This window comes from Companilactobacillus sp. y65-5, assembly GCF_057541095.1.
This window is the reverse complement of the sequence record NZ_BAAJOA010000005.1, coordinates 49971-71476: the sequence shown is the minus strand read 5'-3', so window position 1 is coordinate 71476 and position 21506 is coordinate 49971. Positions and strand designations below refer to the sequence as shown.

General features: G+C 40.8%; 18 protein-coding genes. 10 read left to right on the top strand and 8 right to left on the bottom strand.

Going from position 1 to position 21506, the window contains the following annotated elements:
• Window positions 1-52 precede the first annotated feature (52 nt).
• The 3 genes from eno to helD all read left to right on the top strand — a co-directional run bounded on the left by eno (window position 53) and on the right by helD (window position 6136).
• Window positions 53-1339: a phosphopyruvate hydratase gene (gene eno / locus AC27FM_RS09590; RefSeq protein WP_487087749.1), complete on the top strand. Its 1287-nt coding sequence runs from the start codon at window positions 53-55 to the stop codon at window positions 1337-1339.
• Window positions 1340-1382: 43 nt separating this feature from the next.
• Window positions 1383-3626 (top strand): HAD-IC family P-type ATPase, encoded by a 2244-nt coding sequence (locus tag AC27FM_RS09585; protein ID WP_487087952.1) that lies wholly within the window; start codon window positions 1383-1385, stop codon window positions 3624-3626.
• A gap of 197 nt (window positions 3627-3823) precedes the next feature.
• Window positions 3824-6136, top strand: a complete 2313-nt coding sequence (gene helD / locus AC27FM_RS09580) for an RNA polymerase recycling motor HelD (protein ID WP_487087747.1) — start codon at window positions 3824-3826, stop codon at window positions 6134-6136.
• Between the two features lie 50 nt (window positions 6137-6186).
• On the opposite strand, the gene lplA is transcribed toward helD, so the two are convergent.
• A complete protein-coding gene (gene lplA, locus AC27FM_RS09575; protein ID WP_487087745.1) occupies window positions 6187-7212 on the bottom strand; it encodes a lipoate--protein ligase in 1026 nt (341 codons plus the stop codon).
• A gap of 101 nt (window positions 7213-7313) precedes the next feature.
• Window positions 7314-9338, bottom strand: a complete 2025-nt coding sequence (locus AC27FM_RS09570; RefSeq protein ID WP_487087743.1) for an Ig-like domain-containing protein — start codon at window positions 9336-9338, stop codon at window positions 7314-7316.
• Between the two features lie 253 nt (window positions 9339-9591).
• Between AC27FM_RS09570 and AC27FM_RS09565 the strand changes: the two genes are divergently transcribed.
• On the top strand, window positions 9592-10842 hold the full coding sequence (locus AC27FM_RS09565; protein ID WP_487087741.1) for an SLAP domain-containing protein: 1251 nt from the start codon (window positions 9592-9594) through the stop codon (window positions 10840-10842).
• A gap of 69 nt (window positions 10843-10911) precedes the next feature.
• Here AC27FM_RS09565 and AC27FM_RS09560 read toward each other — a convergent pair whose 3' ends face one another.
• The 3 genes from AC27FM_RS09560 to AC27FM_RS09550 all read right to left on the bottom strand — a co-directional run bounded on the left by AC27FM_RS09560 (window position 10912) and on the right by AC27FM_RS09550 (window position 12659).
• On the bottom strand, window positions 10912-11289 hold the full coding sequence (locus tag AC27FM_RS09560; protein WP_487087739.1) for a hypothetical protein: 378 nt from the start codon (window positions 11287-11289) through the stop codon (window positions 10912-10914).
• Between the two features lie 134 nt (window positions 11290-11423).
• A complete protein-coding gene (locus AC27FM_RS09555; protein ID WP_487087737.1) occupies window positions 11424-12062 on the bottom strand; it encodes a GPP34 family phosphoprotein in 639 nt (212 codons plus the stop codon).
• Window positions 12063-12074: 12 nt separating this feature from the next.
• On the bottom strand, window positions 12075-12659 hold the full coding sequence (locus AC27FM_RS09550; RefSeq protein ID WP_487087735.1) for an SGNH/GDSL hydrolase family protein: 585 nt from the start codon (window positions 12657-12659) through the stop codon (window positions 12075-12077).
• A gap of 71 nt (window positions 12660-12730) precedes the next feature.
• On the opposite strand from AC27FM_RS09550, the gene coaA reads away from it, so the two are divergent.
• The 3 genes from coaA to AC27FM_RS09535 all read left to right on the top strand — a co-directional run bounded on the left by coaA (window position 12731) and on the right by AC27FM_RS09535 (window position 16492).
• Window positions 12731-13657 (top strand): type I pantothenate kinase, encoded by a 927-nt coding sequence (gene coaA / locus AC27FM_RS09545; protein WP_487087733.1) that lies wholly within the window; start codon window positions 12731-12733, stop codon window positions 13655-13657.
• A gap of 71 nt (window positions 13658-13728) precedes the next feature.
• Complete coding sequence (gene guaA / locus AC27FM_RS09540; RefSeq protein ID WP_487087731.1) at window positions 13729-15285, top strand: glutamine-hydrolyzing GMP synthase; 1557 nt, start codon at window positions 13729-13731, stop codon at window positions 15283-15285.
• A gap of 214 nt (window positions 15286-15499) precedes the next feature.
• Complete coding sequence (locus AC27FM_RS09535) at window positions 15500-16492, top strand: ornithine cyclodeaminase family protein (protein ID WP_487087729.1); 993 nt, start codon at window positions 15500-15502, stop codon at window positions 16490-16492.
• Window positions 16493-16882: 390 nt separating this feature from the next.
• Here AC27FM_RS09535 and AC27FM_RS09530 read toward each other — a convergent pair whose 3' ends face one another.
• Entirely contained in the window at window positions 16883-17542 is a 660-nt protein-coding gene (locus tag AC27FM_RS09530) for an HAD family hydrolase (protein ID WP_487087727.1), read from the bottom strand.
• A gap of 190 nt (window positions 17543-17732) precedes the next feature.
• Here AC27FM_RS09530 and AC27FM_RS09525 point away from each other — a divergent pair, with 190 nt between their 5' ends.
• Window positions 17733-18197, top strand: a complete 465-nt coding sequence (locus tag AC27FM_RS09525) for a LytTR family DNA-binding domain-containing protein (RefSeq protein WP_487087725.1) — start codon at window positions 17733-17735, stop codon at window positions 18195-18197.
• Window positions 18187-18927, top strand: coding sequence for a LiaF transmembrane domain-containing protein (locus AC27FM_RS09520; RefSeq protein ID WP_487087723.1), 741 nt, complete (start codon window positions 18187-18189; stop codon window positions 18925-18927). The genes AC27FM_RS09525 and AC27FM_RS09520 overlap by 11 nt, the downstream gene beginning before the upstream one ends.
• Before the next feature lie 52 nt (window positions 18928-18979).
• On the opposite strand, the gene AC27FM_RS09515 is transcribed toward AC27FM_RS09520, so the two are convergent.
• Window positions 18980-19450, bottom strand: a complete 471-nt coding sequence (locus AC27FM_RS09515; RefSeq protein ID WP_487087721.1) for a GNAT family N-acetyltransferase — start codon at window positions 19448-19450, stop codon at window positions 18980-18982.
• 178 nt (window positions 19451-19628) lie between these two features.
• Between AC27FM_RS09515 and AC27FM_RS09510 the strand changes: the two genes are divergently transcribed.
• The gene (locus AC27FM_RS09510; RefSeq protein WP_487087719.1) at window positions 19629-20030 is read left to right on the top strand and encodes a winged helix-turn-helix transcriptional regulator; all 402 of its coding nucleotides are present in this window, start codon (window positions 19629-19631) and stop codon (window positions 20028-20030) included.
• 107 nt (window positions 20031-20137) lie between these two features.
• Here AC27FM_RS09510 and AC27FM_RS09505 read toward each other — a convergent pair whose 3' ends face one another.
• Window positions 20138-21301, bottom strand: a complete 1164-nt coding sequence (locus AC27FM_RS09505; protein WP_487087717.1) for an NADH-dependent flavin oxidoreductase — start codon at window positions 21299-21301, stop codon at window positions 20138-20140.
• Window positions 21302-21506: the final 205 nt, after the last annotated feature.

Genomic DNA, 21506 nt, shown 5'->3' with positions numbered 1-21506 from the left:
TTAGACTCTTGTTTAGTAGGCGTTTTTTTATTGCCGAAAGGGGAAGTTGAGTATGACAGTATTTATAGACACAGTTAAAGCAAGAGAAGTTTTTGATTCACGTGGTAATCCGACCGTGGAAGCAGACGTGATCCTCTCCGATGGCACTATGGGACGTGCAGAGGTCCCTTCAGGTGCATCGACTGGTGAAAAAGAAGCTGTTGAACTTCGTGATGGTGGAGATCGACTACAAGGCAAAGGCGTTTTAAAAGCTGTTAACAATGTTAACACTGAGATCAATGACGAACTCCATGGTGTTGATCCGCTGAATCAAGCTCACGTTGACCAACTGATGATCGACCTAGACGGAACACCTAACAAATCCAGATTGGGAGCCAATGCAATTTTGGGCGTATCAATGGCTACTGCCAGAGCCGCAGCACAATTGACACACCAACCACTCTATCGTTATCTGGGAGGTACAAATCTGGAGCTACCTCAAACTTTCCACAATGTCATCAATGGTGGAGAGCACGCTGACAATGGTATCGATATCCAAGAGTTCTTGATCACTCCAGTTGATCGTACGAGTTTCAGAGATGGCTTCGAGAAGATCGTCAATACTTATCACACACTTAAAAAAGTTATCGAAGAGGCCGGATATACTACTGGTCTAGGTGATGAAGGTGGATTCGCCCCAGATCTAAAATCATCAGAAGAAGCTTTGAAGATGTTACATGAAGCTATCATCAAGGCCGGCTACACTCCTGGTAAGGAGATCGCGATTGCCTTTGACGCTGCAGCATCATACTTCTACAACAGTGATACTAAGGATTATGACTTTGAAGGTAAGACGTACACTCCTGATGAACTCGGCGATTATTATATCGGTCTGTTGGATGAATTCCCTGAGATCATCTCGATCGAGGATCCATATGGTGAAGATGATTGGGATAACTTCGTAACATTTACTAAGAAATACGGTGATCGAGTTCAAATCATCGCTGACGATCCAGTCTGTACCAATCCAGAATTGATCCGTGATGCTATCAACAAAGGCATGGGCAATTCCATCTTGATCAAGTTGAATCAAATCGGTACTGTAACTGAAACAATCGAAGCAGTCCGCTTGTCACGTAAGAATGGTTACACGACTATGGTTTCACATCGTTCTGGTGAAACTGGTGATACATTTGTAGCCGACTTCACCGTCGCAACCAATGCTTCAGAATTGAAATCTGGTGCACCAGCACGTTCAGAAAGAGTTGAAAAGTATAATCAACTTCTACGTATCGAAGAAGAACTTGGGAGTGATGGCACACGTTTGGCTCACTTCCCCGACAGCGTAGACTTTGACTAACTAGTTTCAACTTAGGGTGACAATTGTGAAAAAAAACGACGATTTGTTAGATGATTTAACCCAAGCAGAAGCAGAGAAACGATTAAATCAAAATGGCGCGAATGAAGTTTCGATCGCACAATTCGATTTTAAAAAAGCTATCATCAGTCGTTTGTGGGAACCATCGGCTTGGATTTTGGAAGCGGCCTTGATACTAGAATTGGTATTAGGCAAAACGATCCAAGCAATATTCATCTTGATGATGTTGCTGTTCTCAGCAATCGATGGTGCTATCCAATCTCGTCGGGCCAACAAAGTTTTGCAGTCGCTGACACATCAGCTGATCCCAATGGTAGCGACGAAACGATCGGGAACTTGGACGAAAATACCGGCTAAGTCACTAGTCGTCGGTGATTTGATCGACCTTAGACGTGGTGACATCGTTCCGGCGGATGTTTTGGTCCTGACTGCTATGATCGAAACTGACGACAGCACCATCAGTGGTGAGTCAAGGTCGGTCAAGCATCAAGTCGATCAGGTCGCGTTGGCAGGGACCCAAGTCTTGAATGGGCACACTTTGGCTCGAGTAGTAAAAGTCGGCAAGGACAGCCGCTACGGTAAGACGGTCAGTCTGATCAACGATTCGTCAGCACCGGGTCAATTACAAAAGCTCCTCGGTAAGGTCATTGGATATTTAGCCATCCTCGATGCGATTTTAGCGGTGATTTTGATCATGACAGCTGTGATCAGACATGATAATTTAATCGAGATGTTACCATTTCTAGCAATGCTCTTTATTGCGACGATCCCGATCGCAATGCCGTCTAGCTTTGCGGTCGCCAACTCCTTTGAAGCTAGTGTCCTGAGTAACAAAAAAATCCTAGTCAGTGATTTATCAGGTATTCAAACGGCGGCTAATATGAACTTGCTATTAATCGATAAAACGGGCACGATCACTACTAATCAGCCACAAGTGGTAAAATTTTATAATTTTTCACGGCAGTCAGATCATGAGCTGATCAGTTGGGTCACTAGTGCTATCGATGTCAAGAATCCTAGTGTTATTGATTCCGCCATCATGAATTTTGCACAAGAAAATAACATTCCTGTATTGAATCCGGTTTCTTTTGAACCGTTTGTCTCCGACAAAGGCTATTCTGAAGCGAAAGTTGATGGCTTTGAGATCAGACTAGGTTCGTACAAGCACCTCAGTCAGCTAGACCCAAGATCATCTGAATTAACGAAGGATGTCAATTTTGAAATCGGGCGGACGGTCGCCGTGACCGTCAACAAACAACTAATGGGATTGTTCATCGTTCAAGATAGCCCTAGAGCTGACAGCCTTGAAGCAATCAAGAAGCTACAGTCACGTGGAGTTAAGGTCGTAATGTTGACAGGTGATAATCAAGTCACTGCCAGCGCTGTGGCTGAACAAGTAGGCTTGAATGGTCAGGTGGTTGCCTTTGAAGATATCGCTAAATCTTCAAATATGAACGACTTGGCAGGTATCGCTGAAGTCGTTCCAGAGAATAAGTTAGCCATCGTCAAACAGTTCCAAGGTTTAGGATATACCGTCGGAATGACAGGTGATGGGGTCAATGATGCTCCTGCCTTGAAGCAAGCCGATGTTGGGATCGCGGTCGCTAATGCCGTAGACCTTGCCAAACGGTCAGCCAAGATGGTGTTACTAGCTGATGGATTGATGCCGATAATTGACATTTTGGATAGTGGACATCGGGTTTATCAACGGATGATGACGTGGACGATCACTAAATTATCGCGTACAGCAGAATTGACGATGTTGTTGACGATCGGATATCTTTGGTTGAAGTTTGTACCATTGAGCTTGAACGCAATGGTCTTAGTCGCCATCTTAAATGATCTCGTCACCTTAGTTTTAGGGACAGATCGAACGAGTATCACTTATCGACCAGAAAATTGGAATTTAGGTCGCTTGAGTAAAGTCGCCGGTGTCTTAGCAGTCGGCTGGACTTTAGTGGGATTTGCCATGTTGCATTGGTTCATCCGCTTAGATTTGCCGAATACAGAAGTCAGTACAGCCCTGTACTGTTACTTGATCTTCAGTGCCATGCTGACGATATTGATGACTCGAACGACTAAGACATTTTGGACCAGTATTCCAAGTAAGCCAGTGATTATCGCTGTCGGTGGTAATTGCTTACTGACGATTTTATTGTCAGTAGTAGGCATTGGCATTGCGAGCGTAAAACCAGAGTTGATCTTGTTCATCTTTATGGTGGTTTTTATCACGGGCATGTTGTTGACGCTGGTTCGCCATTTTAGATAAATTGGTTTTTAGGTCAAAAAAGGACACCTCACATGAAGTGTCCTTTTATTTTGCTGAATTTTCAAATTCAAATAATACTGTTTAAACAGTAACTATCGGCATGACATCAATGCTTAGAGGATTTTTTGTGAGTTACTATTTTTGAAATCTTTTTATAAAAATGGTAATATTATTTAACTAAAATTTTCGAGGTTAACATGACAGAAAAATCTGAAATGAAGCAACTAGATGAAAAAATGATTGAACAAGATCATTTAGATGATGTCGTTCAAAAAATCAAAGTCTCTGAAAAGAAACTACAAGAGCATATCGATATTGCTGAAGGTGATCTGAAAGTTATCAATGATGCCTTTGATGATATCCATGTCGGGATGGATGGGGATGCTATCTCCATGGATTCGGCGCTATCCATCCATGCGCAGCAACAAATGTTAGATGAACGTAATAACAGTTGGCAACAATCCAAACAGCGTTTGGGGATCTTAAAAAAACTTGAAAAAAATCCCTTCTTTGCCAGATTGGACTTTCAAGAAAAAGGTGAGCCTAAGCGTGAAACAATTTATATCGGTTTGAGTTCTTTTACCGACCGGACAGACCACTTTTTGATCTATGATTGGCGGGCACCGATCTCTAGTATTTATTACGATGGCAAATTAGGAAATGTTGAATATCAAACACCTGATGGTTTACAAAACGTCGATTTATTCTTGAAACGTCAGTTTCTCGTAGAGAATGGTAAGATCCAAGCATATTTTGACACACAAGAAACTATCGGCGATCAGATGTTGTTAGAAGTATTGGATGGCAAGTCTTCCACGCACATGAAGGGAATCGTTAAGACGATTCAGGCGGAACAAAATAAGATCATTCGTGATACTAAATCGAAATTGTTGTTCGTCCAAGGTGCCGCTGGTTCAGGTAAGACATCGGCTATTTTGCAACGAATCGCCTTTTTGCTATATCGTTACCGGGGGACACTTACGTCCAGTCAAGTGGTCATGTTCAGTCCTAACATGCTGTTCAATGACTATATTCAAGATGTCCTCCCTGAGATGGGTGAACAAAATATGGTACAGATGACTTACAGTCAATACTTAGCACGTCGTTTACCAAATGTCTCCGTTGAGAGTCTTTCACAACAGTTTGAAAAGCAAGAAGATCCAGTGAAGAAGAATATTTCTAAGTTTGTCTCTGACATTGAATTCTTTAAGATACTGACTAATTACGGTAAATTATTGAATCAAAGTGGTGTCAGCTTCAAGAATATCAAGTTCCAAGGTAACATCTTCATTCCGAAAGAAAAAATCGCTGAAATTTATTATAGTTTTGGAGAACAATACAATCTGGGGAATCGTTTGGACGCAACTGTAGAACGGCTACAAAAGATGCTACGTCGTAAAGTAGGTTCTGAAATGCGCTCGAAATGGGTCTCTGAACAAATCGAAGACTTGAGTCAAGAACAGCTGCGAATGTTGTACAATACCGCGGATCAGGAGTTCAAAAATGGTGATGAAGAGCATAAGTTCTTAGCTCGTAAGATCGTTATGGCCGCAATGCAAAAAGTTTACAGCCAGATCGTACACCTGCGCTTTTTGAATGTCTCGACTAATTATTTGAATTTTTTGAGAGCCGTTCCTAAGATCGCGAACTTGTCTAAGCACGGTATCACGGAGGAACAGTGGAGGCAATATGTCGACGACTTCATCGAATTGTTCAATCACAAACAGATTTCTATGGATGATTTGAGCCCATACTTGTACCTGTACGACTTAGTCACGGGTAAGCATGGGGAGCTTGATATGAAATTTGTCTTCATCGATGAGATTCAAGATTACACCCCGCTCCAACTAGCGTACTTGAAGTACAAGTTCCCACGAGCTCGTTACACGATGTTAGGGGATTTGAATCAGTCGATCTTCACGAAGAAGAACAGCCAGACTTTATTGTCAGAAGTTCAAAAGCTCTTCAATGCTGACGACACACGTGTCGTACAATTGACACATTCATATCGTTCAACAAAACAGATAACTGACTACACGAAGGCAATTTTGACTAATGGTCAGAAGATCGAGCCATTCAATCGTGAAGGAGACTTACCAAATGTCTTGATGGCAGCGGATGAAAAGACGGCCTTGAGCCAAGTGATAGAACAGGTGGCCGCCAATAATGAAGAAAATTATACAACGGCTATCATAACTAAGACGTTAGCTGAATCAGAACAAGTTCAACGAATGCTGACAGAAGCAGGAGTAGAATCAACCTGGATCAAATCTGAGAATCAACGCCTAGCAGTCGGTACGATCGTCTTGCCATCTTATTTAGCCAAAGGTTTGGAATTCGACGCCGTCATCATGTGGAACGCTTCGAAGGATAAGTTCACTGAAGATGAGCAACAGTTGGTTTATACGATAACCTCACGTGCGATGCATCGCTTGACTATTTCGGCTATCGGTGAATTGTCACAATTATTGGAACGTGTACCAGAGAAGTATTATGTAGAGACTGAGTAAAATATAAAAAGCTGGAGCAAATTTGCTCCAGCTTTTTTCTATACAATATTTTATTTTGATAATAATAATTCAGCTAAAGTCTCGGCTGAGATGTCACCTAGATTAGCCGATAGATCGACCTTATCTAAGGCACTCACGATAGCACCTTGATTGAAGTCACAACCTTTGAGAGCATTTTCGATCAGTGAAATATCTCCACCAGTGATGAAGTCACCGTAGATCTTAACGTCAGAGAACTTGTCATCTTTAGTTGAGAAGTTGAATGCCACAGTTCCGATATCATAATGTTTGGAGACGTAGTTGGTGAAGCCGGGATTCTTGCCGTAATTCCAAGCGTCAGTATCGTATTTGTCTTTGAGACGAGATTCGATTATGTCCCAATCATGGTCAGTCAGAGTGTAGGTCTCGATGTCTTCGAGTTTGTCGACTTTGAAGATACGTTTTAAGAGTTCTTGCTTGAACTCATCTGCGGACATACTCTTGAATGGTTCATCCAGATAGTCCTTAACGTTAGTGATACGCTTATTTACTGACTTAACACCTTTGGATTCCAGTTTATCTTGTTCCGGAGTTAATACAGCACTGGCTACTTCTTGATTCAGATCAAACATCAAAGTACCGCCGGCAGCGTAGGAGTCGCCAACTTGGAACATCGTCATCCCGGAGAATTTCTTGCCATCGATTACAATATCGTTACGTCCACGCATCTGAGCGTCTTTAGCGCCCATGTCGTGCAAGGCATCCACGATAGGTTGAGCGAAGTAACTGTAATCCCCGAAATTATCGTCGTTACCGATGATAATATTTTCAAAAATCAAATTCCCGTAATCATGATAAACGGCACCACCACCAGAAGTACGGCGAACTAATTGAATATTGTTTTCTTTTAGATACGGAAAGTTCACTTCAGAGTAAGCATTCTGATTCACACCGACGATGACAGAAGGATTATTAATGTACATGATCAATCCGTGACCGGGTAGTTTTAAGTCATTAACTAAGTAATTGTCCAAAGATTGGTTGATTATAGCGTCATAAACAGGTTTTTTGTTTCTAGATGTATCAATAAAGAACATCGAATCACACTCCCTTGAATTTTTTGGCACGCTATTATTGTAATCCCAGTTAGGAAAAAAAGCATAGCGAACTACTCGTTACGGGAAGATTAATCAAAGAATCAGACCGAATCGGAGACCGACCACGTTAGAGTGGATCTGAAAGTACCCACTGCGGCGGAATTTTTTTCGATGAATAGTTTTACCCCATCTTTCTTTGACCAAGTGATGCTATCGAGATTTTGTTCATTAGTCGTGCTAGCGATCGTTTGTTCCTGCTGACCTAGCGATTTGAAACTACCGTTATTAAAGTAATATCTGAGTGTAGCGGGTATGACACGAGTGCCATCGGTCAATGGCGTCGCTGACAAGGTCAATTGCACGGGTGTCTTCGACCGTCGATGGTCTTCTACCTTTAGGGCTTCAAAAGCATCGTTAGCATCGTCGCGGTCGATCAAGGTCGAGCCGAATAGACTGTTGATAGCGCCGTAAGTGAAGTTATTAGCCATTAGTCGTAATGTATCAGTACCAAAATTCAGAGTTAGGGTAGTACCGGTTCCCGAAACGTTGCCATTCGGATAGGTTATTTTGGGGGTGGTTTGTAGACTGGCGGTTGTTAGATCACCAATAGTAGTCGCTATTTGAATGCTTTGAGGATCACGGGAATGGTCAAAGTTGACGGGGATGGCTAAAGACTGACTGTCATCATCGTGAGGGGTCAAGGTATATCGAGTATTATTCAATTCAGTCCCGTCGATCGAAATATCATTGACGAGACTGTTTTTAGGAATGAGCAACTGTAAAGTGGCATCCCCCATGATGTTGCTTTGATTAGAAGCTTGAATATTGTAGGTGACTTTATCGTCTGTTATCACATTGTTCAACAGAACATCAGTGTCCTTTGAACTAGAATATGAGTTGTTTTTGATACTATTAGTTATTTTAGGCTTGGTCAAAACGGTCAAATTGGCTTTGTTGGTGGTGATATTAAAGTTTTGAGCAGTGTCATTCGGATTGTTATTATTCGGATCATTGATAGCATTTTTTTGAAAATGGACGATCAGATAGTATTTGGAGCCATCGTCTCCATAAGTTGTGTTTGGAGTAGTGTAGGTATCGGAAACAACCGCAGAAACTATAGTATCCTTACCAATTGGACTAACTTTGTGCCACTCAGCTGTTTGAATCTGATTGTCATCCCTAGTGCCATTATTCGAAATATCAGATTGTAGTTTGAAAGTTGCCGGATCACCTTCGGATACAGTTTGATCGACTAAGCCACCACCAACATTGATGTCGATGGTATCAGTTAGATCGGGGGCGTCGGTACTATTATTATGAAAAGTCCCAGTTATGGTGACAGTGCCACTCTTATTGTGATCGGTGGTTGCAGTTACGATACCAGCATTGGGGTCAACGGTCGCTAGACTAGGATTAGACGAGATCCAAGTAGTGACACCGGTGGCGTTACTTGGGGTAGGATACCCAGTGACGACCGCTTGGTCAGCTACAGCTTTGCCCTTACTATCTTGGATATTATTCATTAAATAGACACTGTCGGTAGTAACATGGAATTTTGTTGCGTAGACTGGCGCTGGTAAAACATGGACAGTGCCGACTTTAGACCAGGCTCTAGTCCAGAATTGACCCCAAAGATCAGATACCCCCAACAAAGGGACATGGGTGTATTCCCCCATAACTTGGTAGTAAACTGTTCCTTCTCGGGTAAATGTCTGCGATAACGCATTAGTATCTTGGTCCAAGTTAGACCAAATACCGCCACTGTCAGTAGAGGTATACCAGGTATAGCGAGTCCTTCGCGATAGCGGGAATGTACTGATCAGTGGAACGATTGAATAGATTGAACGCACGTGCTGGACGTAGAGCGTTTTTGTCTGTCCCACAAAGGCGTACTTATCACCAGGTTGTAAGGCAAAACCGGAGTTGAAGTACATCCCCAAAAACTTGACGGGAGTAGGAGTAGGATCAGCATGTTGAATAGGTGATCCCCCAGCAAGAGGGTCAAATAAACTATGGGATAAACCTATCCTGGCCGCCATTGCCGAATGTGGATTATTAGATTTGTAAAAAAACATGGTACTAATTATTATTGCGAGAAATAATATTAACCAAGTTTTTTTCTTCAAGATCAGACGCCTCCTAAGTAATTAAAAGACATGTTTTCTAGATAATTCGTACTAAATTTAGCACAATCTATTTATTAGAAATTTCCAGAATCAAACAAAAAAATTATCATAATTTGCTAACTAATTGATCGATAAATAAGAGTATGTGATGTGTGCGATCAATCAGGCAGAAAAGCCCTTTTAAGACGATTGTAAGCGATGCCAATGACTGGTAGAATTTGATGTATTACAAGGGAGGCATGGGGGGTATATTTTGAAACGATTTAGACAGCTTTTGATCGCTAGTTTAGTAGCTGGAGGGGTTATTCTGACCGGTAACATTTCAGATGTTTCAGCTAGTGGCATTGCCAATACGTTTAATAAGATAACTAATTTGTATCAAAAAGATGGAACCATGATCACCAATCGAGCACTGAGAGGTAATACACCGTGGAGAGTGGGTAAGATCATCGATCTTGAAGGGGTTCAATACTATCAAGTGGCGACTAATGAATACTTAAAGGCTACTGACGCTAGTTACGTCAATGCTGCAGCTGGCCAGTACAACCCACATCTGACAGTAATAACGTTCAGTAACGATGAAATGACACCATATTATGATGATCGGACGAATCAAGTCGGTGGTTGGGTCAATCCGGGTTCTGCATACAAAGTCAATCGGGTAATCAAAAATGAATTTAATCATGTCTATTATCAAGTAACTGGTCACGGCTGGGTCGTAGCTGGCGCGGTGAATACATCAGGCTATCCGGATAATATCGAATATGTTCCAGGCTTTGCACCGATGGGCAAAGGGTCAGACATTACCCCTAGTCTAGAAGTAAGGCTAAAAGCCAAATGGAAAAATATTTTGGCAAATGTCGGTAACCCAGTTGATATCGCCGTATATGACAGTAATACGCAACAATCTTACAGTGTCAGTACTAATGACGGTGCGGCTTATTATAATGCTAGTATTGTTAAAGTCGCCATCCTGACGCAAGTGCTACATAATGGCAATGTTTTGAGTGATGCTCAAAGAAATGCCGCCGCTAATATGATCATAAATAGTAATAATGATGCTGCAACTTATTTTTATCAGAATGTTTTGAGTGGACCCAATGATCTCAATAATATGTATAGAAGTCTAGGGATGACTGGGTCATGGGCTGATAATGCTTGGGGACTCACTACGACTAGAGCTAGTGATCAAGTAAAATTACTAAATGAAATCTTCTATACACCTAACTATCTTTCAGCTGATTCGCAAGCCTATATCAAATCGTTGATGGGTAGCGTTTCTGGATATCAAAGGTGGGGCGTTTCAGCTGCCAATGGTCAAAACCAACTAAAAAATGGTTGGTTGAACTATGGTAATGGCTGGATCATTAATAGTATCGGTCATTTAGGAGCGGACAATGGAGGCTACACGCTGTCGATCTTGACGAATGGCAATTATAATCAAACGAGCGGTCAACAATTAGTTGAACGATTAGCCACCGCCACGGGTCAAGTCTTGAATTAGAAATTTAGGCACACAAAAAGGGTCGAGACATAATGTCCGACCCTTTTGTTTGCCCAGAACGATTGTATTTCACGTTCTGTGGAGCAATTTGATCTTTTCGATGTGTAAGACTGGTTTGAAATCATCCAGTCTATTTTGATTTGGTGCAAACTTGACGTAAATTTTTAAAAGGATATTTTTGTGTGTTTTACCGATAAAGTAGGCTCCTAGTTCATCACTGCCTTGCAGATCGGTCAATTTTTGTAGTTTTAAGTAAGGATGGGATTTGAGATATGACTTGGTTCTTTTATCATATCCATATTTTGCGGAGTCAGAACTATTTAAAGCAGTGGTGGCTTCACGGAAGGCACGATCACGAATAGCTACATCGGATGAAAACAGCAAGGTCACTGGGATCAAGGCGATGAAGAAGATAGTCACAATGGTAGATACTATTATTTTGTTCATAATATTTGCTCCATGGTCGTATTTTCCCGACTACATCCTACCACGAAAATTACACGAAAGATTATTTAAGTTTTTCTGAAAATTATAAATTTAGACAATAAAAAAATCGAAGCTGGGCTTCGATTCAGTACGTCTTATCCTAATAATGATAACATGACCCGATTCAGTCTCTTAGATAGTTCGTAGAGTTTTTCATAAGTCGGATCATCTTGGTTATGTTCAATGTTGTTCTTGAGTTCTTTCAACTCGAATGGCGTGAAGTAAGTTTTTAAGTCGCGACTACCGTAGAGAGTTGCTAAGAGTGCGAAAGTATCTGGTGTTACTTTGCTGTCTTTATCCAAGAACTCCTTGCGAACGTTGTTGACGAGCTCCTCTTTGACACGATGATCGGGGATGTAGTTGTTCGTCTTGAATATCATACCAGTCACAGCCTTAGTAACGTCGACCTTGTCCACTAGTGAGTCGCCAATCTCGTTGTAGATCTGTTTAGTGATGCTTTCTTTAGTTGCCATGGCACGGAGGACATGTGTAACGCTCTTACCCTGATTCTTGTTGATGATTTGGAAGAACTCATTGAGATATTCCTTACCATCAGGTAAAACCTTGTTAATGATGACACTGTTGTCAGTCAGATCGATGATATCGTTTAAAGCTAAGTCGAAAAAAGAACTTTCAGCTAAATAGGCTCTACGTCTAGCATTTTTAAATATGCGGACACTGCCTTTTTCGTTGCACGATAAAATAAAATATCTTTGGGGAATATTTAAATCCATAAAGTGCTCCTTCTAATTCGACACTAGTTCGTTTTGTTTAACTAGCGTTGCCTTAATTTCTGGTACGAGTTTGTTTTCGAGTAATACGTAACCATCTTTGGTAAAATGAAGTCCATCGTTTTGCAATAACCTTTGGACAGAAGACTGGTCGGCCATCTGATGTAATAAGTCGATATAAGATACGCCTAGTTGTTTAGCAAGGTGTTCAGTCACTAGTTCAAATTGTAATTGTCTAGTCCAAGGACGTGTGGGGTTTTTGACCCAGTCAGTGTACGGTGGCGAGAGCAAGATTACTTTTGAAGCGCCGATGGTCTCGATCATACTAGTTAAGTTAGACGAGAATTTGCCCGGTTTAATTTCATCGGATGTAGAAATATCATTGGCACCAAAGCCTAAGACGACAATATCTGGATGCAAACTGACGATATCTGGTTCAACACGTGTCAAAGCATTACTGGTTTTGTATCCAGGGATGGATACGTTAATGACTTCGTCTTTGGGGAAGTTTTTTTGAATGGCATCGGTGAGTATATCACTCATAACGCCGTCATGAAATCCCGCCATGATCGAGTCTCCAAATAATACTATTTTTTTCATATATTAGTTCCTTCTAAAAAGTTCTATACTATATAAGAATACCAGAAAAAATGTTGAGTAGGTTTAGTTATATGCAAAATTTATCTAACTATAATGAATTTTCTCGTGAACAGTGGTCTACATTCCACGGCGGGTACAATAAGCAAGTTATTACGGATGGAGAATTACGTAAAATAAAATCTCTAGACGATGAGATTTCGATCGAAGATGTAAAAGACATTTACGCACCGATACGACACTTGCTTCATATCTATCTGAAGAATTATCGAAAACTAACTAAGTTGAAGAGTGACTTCCTTAATAGTAGCAGTGAAAAAGTCCCCTTCATTATCGGTGTCTCCGGCTCGGTGGCAGTCGGCAAGAGTACTACGGCACGCTTGTTGAAGATCATGCTGGAGCGGGCTTACCCGCAATACAATGTCGCACAGATGACGACCGATGGTTTCTTGTATCCTAGTAAGGTGCTCAAGAAGCGGGGCCTGATGAATAAAAAAGGCTTCCCAGAGACGTATGATATGCCGAAGCTCTTACAGTTTTTGAGTGATGTCAAGACGACAAGCGGTCCCATATCTTATCCGTTATATTCGCATAATATTTATGATATTATTCCTAATCGACATGAGGAAGTCAACAGTCCGGATATTCTGATCGTAGAAGGGATCAATGTCTTGCAGTTACCGCAGAATTCCAATATTTATACGAGTGACTTCTTCGACTTTTCGATCTATATCGACGCCGATGTAAAGGATATCGAAGAGTGGTTCTTGAATCGTTTTGAGACGTTATTAGCCTTGGCTCGCAACGATCCTAATTCTTATTATTATCAATATACCCAAGTGCCTGAACCCAAGGCCTTGATGATGGCCCGTGATGTTTGGGACAATATAAATTACGTGAATTTGCGCGATTATATCAAACCAACTATGAGTCGAGCCGATTTGATCTTGCATAAGTCCGAAAACCATCAGATAAATAAGATACTTTTGAGAAAATACTAAAAAAGCATTTCCAAAGTATGACAGAGGACGTTTTTTCATATACAATAGAATAAATTAAAAATAGGGGGAATATGGATTTGAGCAAACAATGGCCAGATGCGGACAGCATTATTGTTTTGGATTACGGTAGTCAATACAACCAATTGATCACTCGTCGTATTCGTGATATTGGTATTTATTCCGAATTACTACCTAATACAATCACTGCCGCAGAGATTAAAGAAATCAATCCAAAAGGTATCATCCTTTCAGGTGGACCAAACAGTGTCTATGATGATGGAGCCTTCTCAATTGATCCAGACATCTTTGAACTAGGAATCCCAGTTCTTGGTATTTGTTATGGTATGCAATTGATGACTTACAAACTTGGCGGTAAGGTCGAATCTGCCGATAACCGTGAATATGGTCACGCAGATATCGAAGTTCTTGATGACGAAGCAGTTTTATTCAAAGGTACACCTAAGACACAGACAGTTTGGATGAGTCATGGTGACTTAGTTGTCAAAGAACCAGCTGGTTTTGAAGTTGTCGCAACTAGTAAGAATTGCCCAATCAGTGCGATCGCTAATGCAGAGAAGAAAATGTACGGAATCCAATTCCATGCGGAAGTACGTAATACAGAGTATGGTATGGATATTCTCAAGCACTTTGCCTTCGACGTTTGTGGCGCAGAAGCTAATTGGACGATGGATGATTTCATTAATCAACAAATCGAAAAAATTCGTGAAACAGTCGGCGACAAGAAAGTTCTCTTGGGACTATCTGGTGGAGTTGACTCTTCAGTTGTTGGCGTACTCTTACACAAGGCTATCGGTACCCAATTAACCAGTATTTTTGTTGATCATGGACTACTTCGTAAAAATGAAGCCGACCAAGTTATGGCAAGTTTGGAAGGTAAGTTTGGCTTGAACATCATCAAAGTTGATGCTCAAAAACGTTTCCTAGATAAGTTGGATGGAGTATCTGACCCTGAAAGAAAACGTAAGATTATCGGTAATGAGTTCATTCAAGTTTTCGATGAAGAAGCTACTAAGCTTGACGGAATCGACTTCTTGGCCCAAGGAACGCTCTATACTGACGTGATCGAGAGTGGTACAAGTACAGCTCAAACCATCAAGTCACATCATAACGTTGGTGGACTTCCTGAGGACATGCAGTTTACCTTGATCGAACCATTGAGAACCTTGTTCAAGGATGAAGTCCGTGAGTTAGGTGAAAAATTGGGCATGCCACATGACCTCGTTTGGCGTCAACCATTCCCGGGCCCCGGCCTTGGAATCCGTGTTATCGGTGAAGTGACTGAAGAAAAGTTAAAGATCGTTCGTGATAGTGATTGGATCCTTCGTGATGAGATCGCTAAGAATGGACTAGATCAAGAAATCTGGCAATACTTCACAGTCTTGCCAGGAATTCGCTCAGTTGGTGTTATGGGTGACGGTAGAACTTACGATTATTCCGTTGGAATCCGTGCCGTGACATCAATTGATGGCATGACCGCTGACTTTGCGAAGATCGATTGGGATGTCTTGCAAAAGATCTCCGTTCGAATCGTAAATGAAGTTGATCATGTTAATCGTGTACTTTATGATATTACTTCTAAGCCACCAGCTACTATTGAGTGGGAATAAAAGGTATAAATGTTTAATTGGAATCTCGTTGAGTCTTTGGACTTGGCGGGATTTTTTTGGTCTAAGTTAAATCGTATTGGTGAGACATTTTAGACGATGGGCACATTCAAAAGAATGCGCCTTTTTAATTTGCACGCACATCACTCTATTGCTAGAATTTATGATAAATACCACAAACAAACAAAATACAACCAAAGACATAGGAGTGAAAAAAATGCGTTATTTATCAAAAGAAAATATTAAATCATTTTTTACAATGCGAATGGCGATTGATGGCGACAAAGAGGCTCTGGGTTTATATTCTGCCGGCAAGACTGATATTCCTTTACGGACGAACATTGATATTCCGGAATACAATGGGCAAAGTCTCTACATGCCGGGTTATGTCAGCGGAGCTCAACCTGCCTTGGGTGTTAAGATTGTTTCGGTTTATCCTGATAACATTAAACAAAATCTGCCCAGTGTGCCAGCAACGATGGTGACGCTCGACGCAAAAACTGGTATCGTCAATGCTATCTTAGACGGCACCTATTTGACCCAATTGAGAACTGGTGCGGTACAGGGAGCTGCGACTGAACTTCTCTCTCGTGCAGATTCCAAGACGGCCTTATTGATCGGTACAGGCGGACAGGGGATGTCACAGTTGGAAGCGATGATAACTGTCAGAAGTCTAGAAACGGTGTATGTTTCCGATTTAGATCATCAACGTGCACAAGCTTTTTGTGATTCAGCGGCTGAACAATTCAGCGATAATTTTCAGACTAAATTTGTCGTCGTCGATAATCCCAATGATGTTGTCGCAGATGTAGATATCATTACTACAGTCACAACATCTAGACGACCTACTTTTGATGGCAATCTGGTCACTTCAGGCACGCACATCAATGGTGTGGGTGCATATACGCCTGAAATGTGTGAACTGCCAGTTGCGGCTTTACAAAAAGCAAATCACATTATCTTCGATACGATGGACGGTGTTTTGGCTGAAGCTGGAGACATTCTCCAACCTTTGGAAAATAACGAATTGACCAGTGAAGATTATGAAGGTGAATTGGGGCAGGTGGTCAACGCAGACCTACCAGGTCGAACTAGTGATGATGATATCACTGTCTTCAAAACTGTTGGTACTGCGGCATTGGACGCCATGATCGCTGATAAGATCGTTAATGAAGCCATTGCTCAGGATGCTGGGGTCAAATTGGATTAAATCTTCGTTCATAAATTTGATTTTGTTAATATAAATTAACTAAGAACATCACTATTCATTATCTCTGATTAAGTTTAGACACTTAGTCATAAGATGAGAACAGTGATGTTCTTTTTGTATTTTAAAATGTAGTTTTTGTGACCGATGACTTTAGGATTGCAGGGGCCTGAACTGTCATCAACATAATTTGGCTACCATGATTATCAGTGATTGAATGTCAATGCGATGACAACGTGGAGTCACTGGCTGTGGCTATGACAAAGTTTTGCGGATTATTCGGTGTTGTGGTTATCAATCGAGAAGGAAATTTAATCTAAGAATTCTTATTCCCAGAGGCGTCATATCATAAGGGGATTTAGATGATGGGAGGACATTGGTAAGATTTATTGATCAACCAAATAACTCAACAGCATCTTCAAGACTATCCAAAACGGCCGTAGCTTGGTCAGTGATTTCAGTTGCCGGCTGCACCATGTCGGGAACAGCTACAACATCGATCTTAGCCGCTAAAGCGGCTTTAATGCCACTTTCAGCGTCTTCAAAAATGACTGCATCTTCAGGGTTGGCGTGAGCGACGTCCAAAGCATGCAAATAAATATCAGGCGCTGGCTTATTATTTTTTACATCGTCACCACTGATGAAGTCAGTGAAGTAATCACTGATCTCAGCGTGTTTAGCGTTTAGAAAAATAATATCGCGGGTGGCAGACGATGTGACGTAGCAGGAAATATTATGATCATTTAAAAACTGGAGCAATTGCAATGCTCCTTTTTTTCGTCTCAAATCTCCGGACAAAACTTTTTGGTTGTAAAGTTTCATCGATTCGTCGAAGATTTTTTGACCTAGCTCATCATCGCCAGCTAGTTCTTGGATACGACGTAAAGTATCTGGAAATCCTTTGGCGATGTAGTGTTTATTATCATCTTCTGTAAAAGGGAAACCGTATTTTTCCAATGTTAGTCGTCGGGTTTCGTAGTACATACTTTCGGTATCTATCAGCAAGCCGTCCATATCGAAGAATGCGAATTTTTTATTTTTCAAACTAGCCATGTATTGTTCCTCCTGGATGATTATTTATCATGACTTTATTTTAGATGATAACGTACTGGATAAGTTAAATGATAATGAAATAAACAGATATAATTCCTCCACTCACAACAAAAAAACAACCGCTTATACAATAAAACTATGAAATCAGATGAAAACATGTTGTAATAAGGCCTACAAGGGGTTGTTGAATGTGAAGATAAGGGTAGATATTTCACCGCAATACGAAGAAAAAGAGCTCATCATTCATTCCAATGTGGATGATGACGAGCTCCAAGAATTGATCAAGAGTATCAAAGAAGTCAGTGAAAAGTTCGCCCATCTCACTGGTTATTTGAAGGGCACGATGTATTCTTTGAAATTGATCGATATTTTATTTTTTGAAACGAGTGACCGTAATGTCTATGCACACACTGTGAATGACTCCTACTTGATCCATTATCGTTTATACGAATTAGAACAAAATTTACCAGATGACTTTTTGCGAATTTCGAAGTCTGCAATTCTCAATGTGAATCAAATTGCATATCTTGATAGATCAGTAACTGGTAATTTAGTGGGATTCAATGATTCGTATAAGTCGGTCTATGTTTCGAGAAGATTCTTAAAGAATTTGAAAATACGTTTAGAACAAAGGAGTTTACAAAATGAAAAATAGATCAGGAGTAGTTACCGGTATTTTTCTATTATTAGGTGCTGCAATTCTATACGCTAGTCAAATGAATCTGATCAGTTATGATTTCAGCTTTTGGACGATAGTCGTTAGTATTTTTTTGGTTGGGATCATCATCAAGAGTTTAGTTTATTTCTCAGTTTTTGGTGTCGTTTTTCCGCTAGCACTTTTAGGGATTATTTACGCTAAACCACTGGGGATCACGAATTTAGTCTCTTGGGACATCTTAGGAATCGCCTTGTTAGTCAGTATCGGATTATCGTTGATTTTACGTCCGGTATTAGCCAAGCATCGTCCCTGGATGAACTACCAAAATCATCACCATCATCATGATCGCCATCAAAATTTTGATCATGATTTTGATACTAAGACTGAAAGTGGCTCCAATATTGATATCAATGTGCGCATGGGCAGTAGTATTAGATATATTTCTTCAGATGATTTTCAGGAAGCTAATATCAACGTCCAGATGGGAAATGCCAAAGTTTATTTTGAGAATGTCGGTGTAGTCGAGCCGGCTCGAATCAATATCAACGTATCACTTGGGGGAGTTGATCTATACTTACCCGCAAATTGGAATGTCGTCAAGGAAATGAATGACAACACCATGGGTGGCTTTACAGAGGTAGGTCAAAGCCGTATTACTGAGGAGAGCCCCACCGTCACCATTCGAGGATATTTATCGATGTCTGGGGTTAAGATCAATTATATCTAATCTGTTTTTACAAGTATAAATTACAAAAGGATCTGACATTCATATGCAAATGTCAGATCCTTTTTCTGTAAATCATTTCATTATTGTCAGTTTGAACAAAGTGAAAATCTAATTTTTGTAACAACCTAATGGAATTAGTGTTTGCGGGTAGAACCGCTGCTTGAACGGTAGAAACGTTGTGCTTAGATAGCCACTGTAAGATGGCGGTCACCGCTTCAGTAGCGTAGCCTTGGTGGGCGAAGTTTGGTGCGATGGTATAGCCTAACCAGAAATAATCGTTTCCTTTTTGGAGGAAAAGATCACCGATTAATTGTTGCTGCCGGTCAATTATGGCTAGTTGTCGACCGTTTTGCCAAGGAGTTTTACTGAGGAGGATCTGTTGATACTCGGATTCAGTCAATCCTTTGAAAGCTTGATACTTCATCCACTCTGAGTCATTGCGATAAGACAGGAAGGAAGCAATATCTGCGGCGTGAAAGTCTCTGATCAAACACCGTTCTGTTTTTATGTTCGTGATTTCCATACGCTACTCCTAAGCCTGAATATTATTAAGTTATTATATCCAAACTGGAATAATTTTTCTCGGATGAAGTTTGAAATAGCGTCCGTTGCTCGCGGTCAGAAGTAACAAGAATAATTATAAGTGGTTACTTTTTGGTATACTGGATGTAAATAAGTGTATTTGTGAAGTGGTGGTTATTATGGCAATGAAACATTATCATATGGGCGCAAACTTAATCGTGGAAATAATCAAAGGCAAGTGGAAGCCGTCTATTATTTGTGCATTGGGGATTCAAGATCGACGTTATAACGAATTGTTAAAATACGAACGAGAAGCTAATGAAGCCAATATATCTAAAAAAGTTTTGACCCAGCAACTCAAAGAATTAGAAGAGGACAATATCGTAGAACGTACTAATTATGGTACCGTACCGCCAAAGGTGGTCTATTCATTGACACCAGAAGGAGAAAAATTGCGAAGATTGGTAGTTGATATGTCACTGTTAGGTGAGAGCATGGCAGCTGATGATAGTGACATTGAATTGGAATTTTCTTATCGCGATATGTTGAATAACGATGAGGCTGAGATGCTTAATTTATAATAAAATTACCAAAAGGAGCTCTGACACGCATAAATGTCAGAGCTCCTTTTGGTAAATCATCGTATCTAAATGGGAGTGTTTTAATAAGAATGAAATTTGAAATTTAATTACTTGTCGAAGACTACAGAATCTGTACTGTGACTATGGTTGGGATCATTTTCAAAGTGTAGATCTGTTTCAATGATATCCAAGAATTCAAGTAGTGCAGGATTCAAGCCTAATTCTTCAAGTGTTTCAGTATTAGCAGTGTAACGAATCGTGTTTTCTTGACCGCTTTGAACCTTTTCGATCCACTTAGGTTCACGCAAGTATTCACGTCCTAATGCTACGAAGTCGATGCCAGCGTCCATAACTTTTTCGGCATCTTCAGGCGTTACGATTGAGCCTACTGAGATCAAAGGTAAACGACCGTTGACTTGCTCTTTGATTTGAAGGATCGTTGGTGTCGTCTCTGAAGTGTTATTGAGAGATGTACGCCATGCGTTACCCATTGAAATGTGAAGATAGTCAAGTGGTTGGTCAGCTAATTTGTCAATGAATTGTAGTGTGTCTTCAATTCTGATACCAGGCTTTTCGATTTCTTCAGGTGAAATACGATAGCCCAAGATGAAATCTTTTTTGGCATACTTTTCAACAGCCTCGTGTGCAGCCTTGATGATTTCAAGACCAAATTGCATACGATTTTCAACTGAGCCGCCCCACTTGTCAGCCCGACGATTTGAGTGAGGTGAGAAGAATTGTTGGATCAAGTACGTGTTAGCACCGTGAATTTCAACACCGTCGAAACCAGCTAAGATGGCACGGCGAGTAGCCTCACCAAAAGCCTTGATGATATTTTCGATCTCTTCGTTAGTTAACTCACGTGGAGTTTCCATACCGTCACGTGGTGCGGCAACAGCACTGGCACTGACAGGTTGAACTCCACGAAGAATGGCACTGTTAGACATGCGTCCAGCGTGGAAAATTTGGAGAATGGCCTTAGTATTCTTCTTCTTCATAGCCAAGGCTAATTCTGACAGACGGTCGATATACTTGTCATCGGCAACTGACAATTGACCTTCGAATCCCTTACCATCGTTAGTAACATTGGCAACAGGTGAGATGAACATACCCACGCCACCAGCTCTTAGTCCAGCGTAGAATATGTCGTCACGAGAAACAGATCCATCTTCCAAACTTGATTGGATCGTCATTGGAGGAATTACCACTCTGTTCTTAACAGTGGCACCGTTCTTGAAAGTGTATGGTTCGAGAAATTTGTATTCAGTCATTTTCTAATCCCCTTTGAAATAGCTTACAATTAACATTGTAAGGGCTAACAGGTTTGATTATAAGTAGGCACTTTTTGGTATACTGGGTACAAATTAGTATAATTTGTGAAGTACTGGGCATTATGGGAAAAAATAATAATCTTATTGACGGACTATATCAATTGATGATACTATGACAACGTAAACGTTTACGATATTAAATATT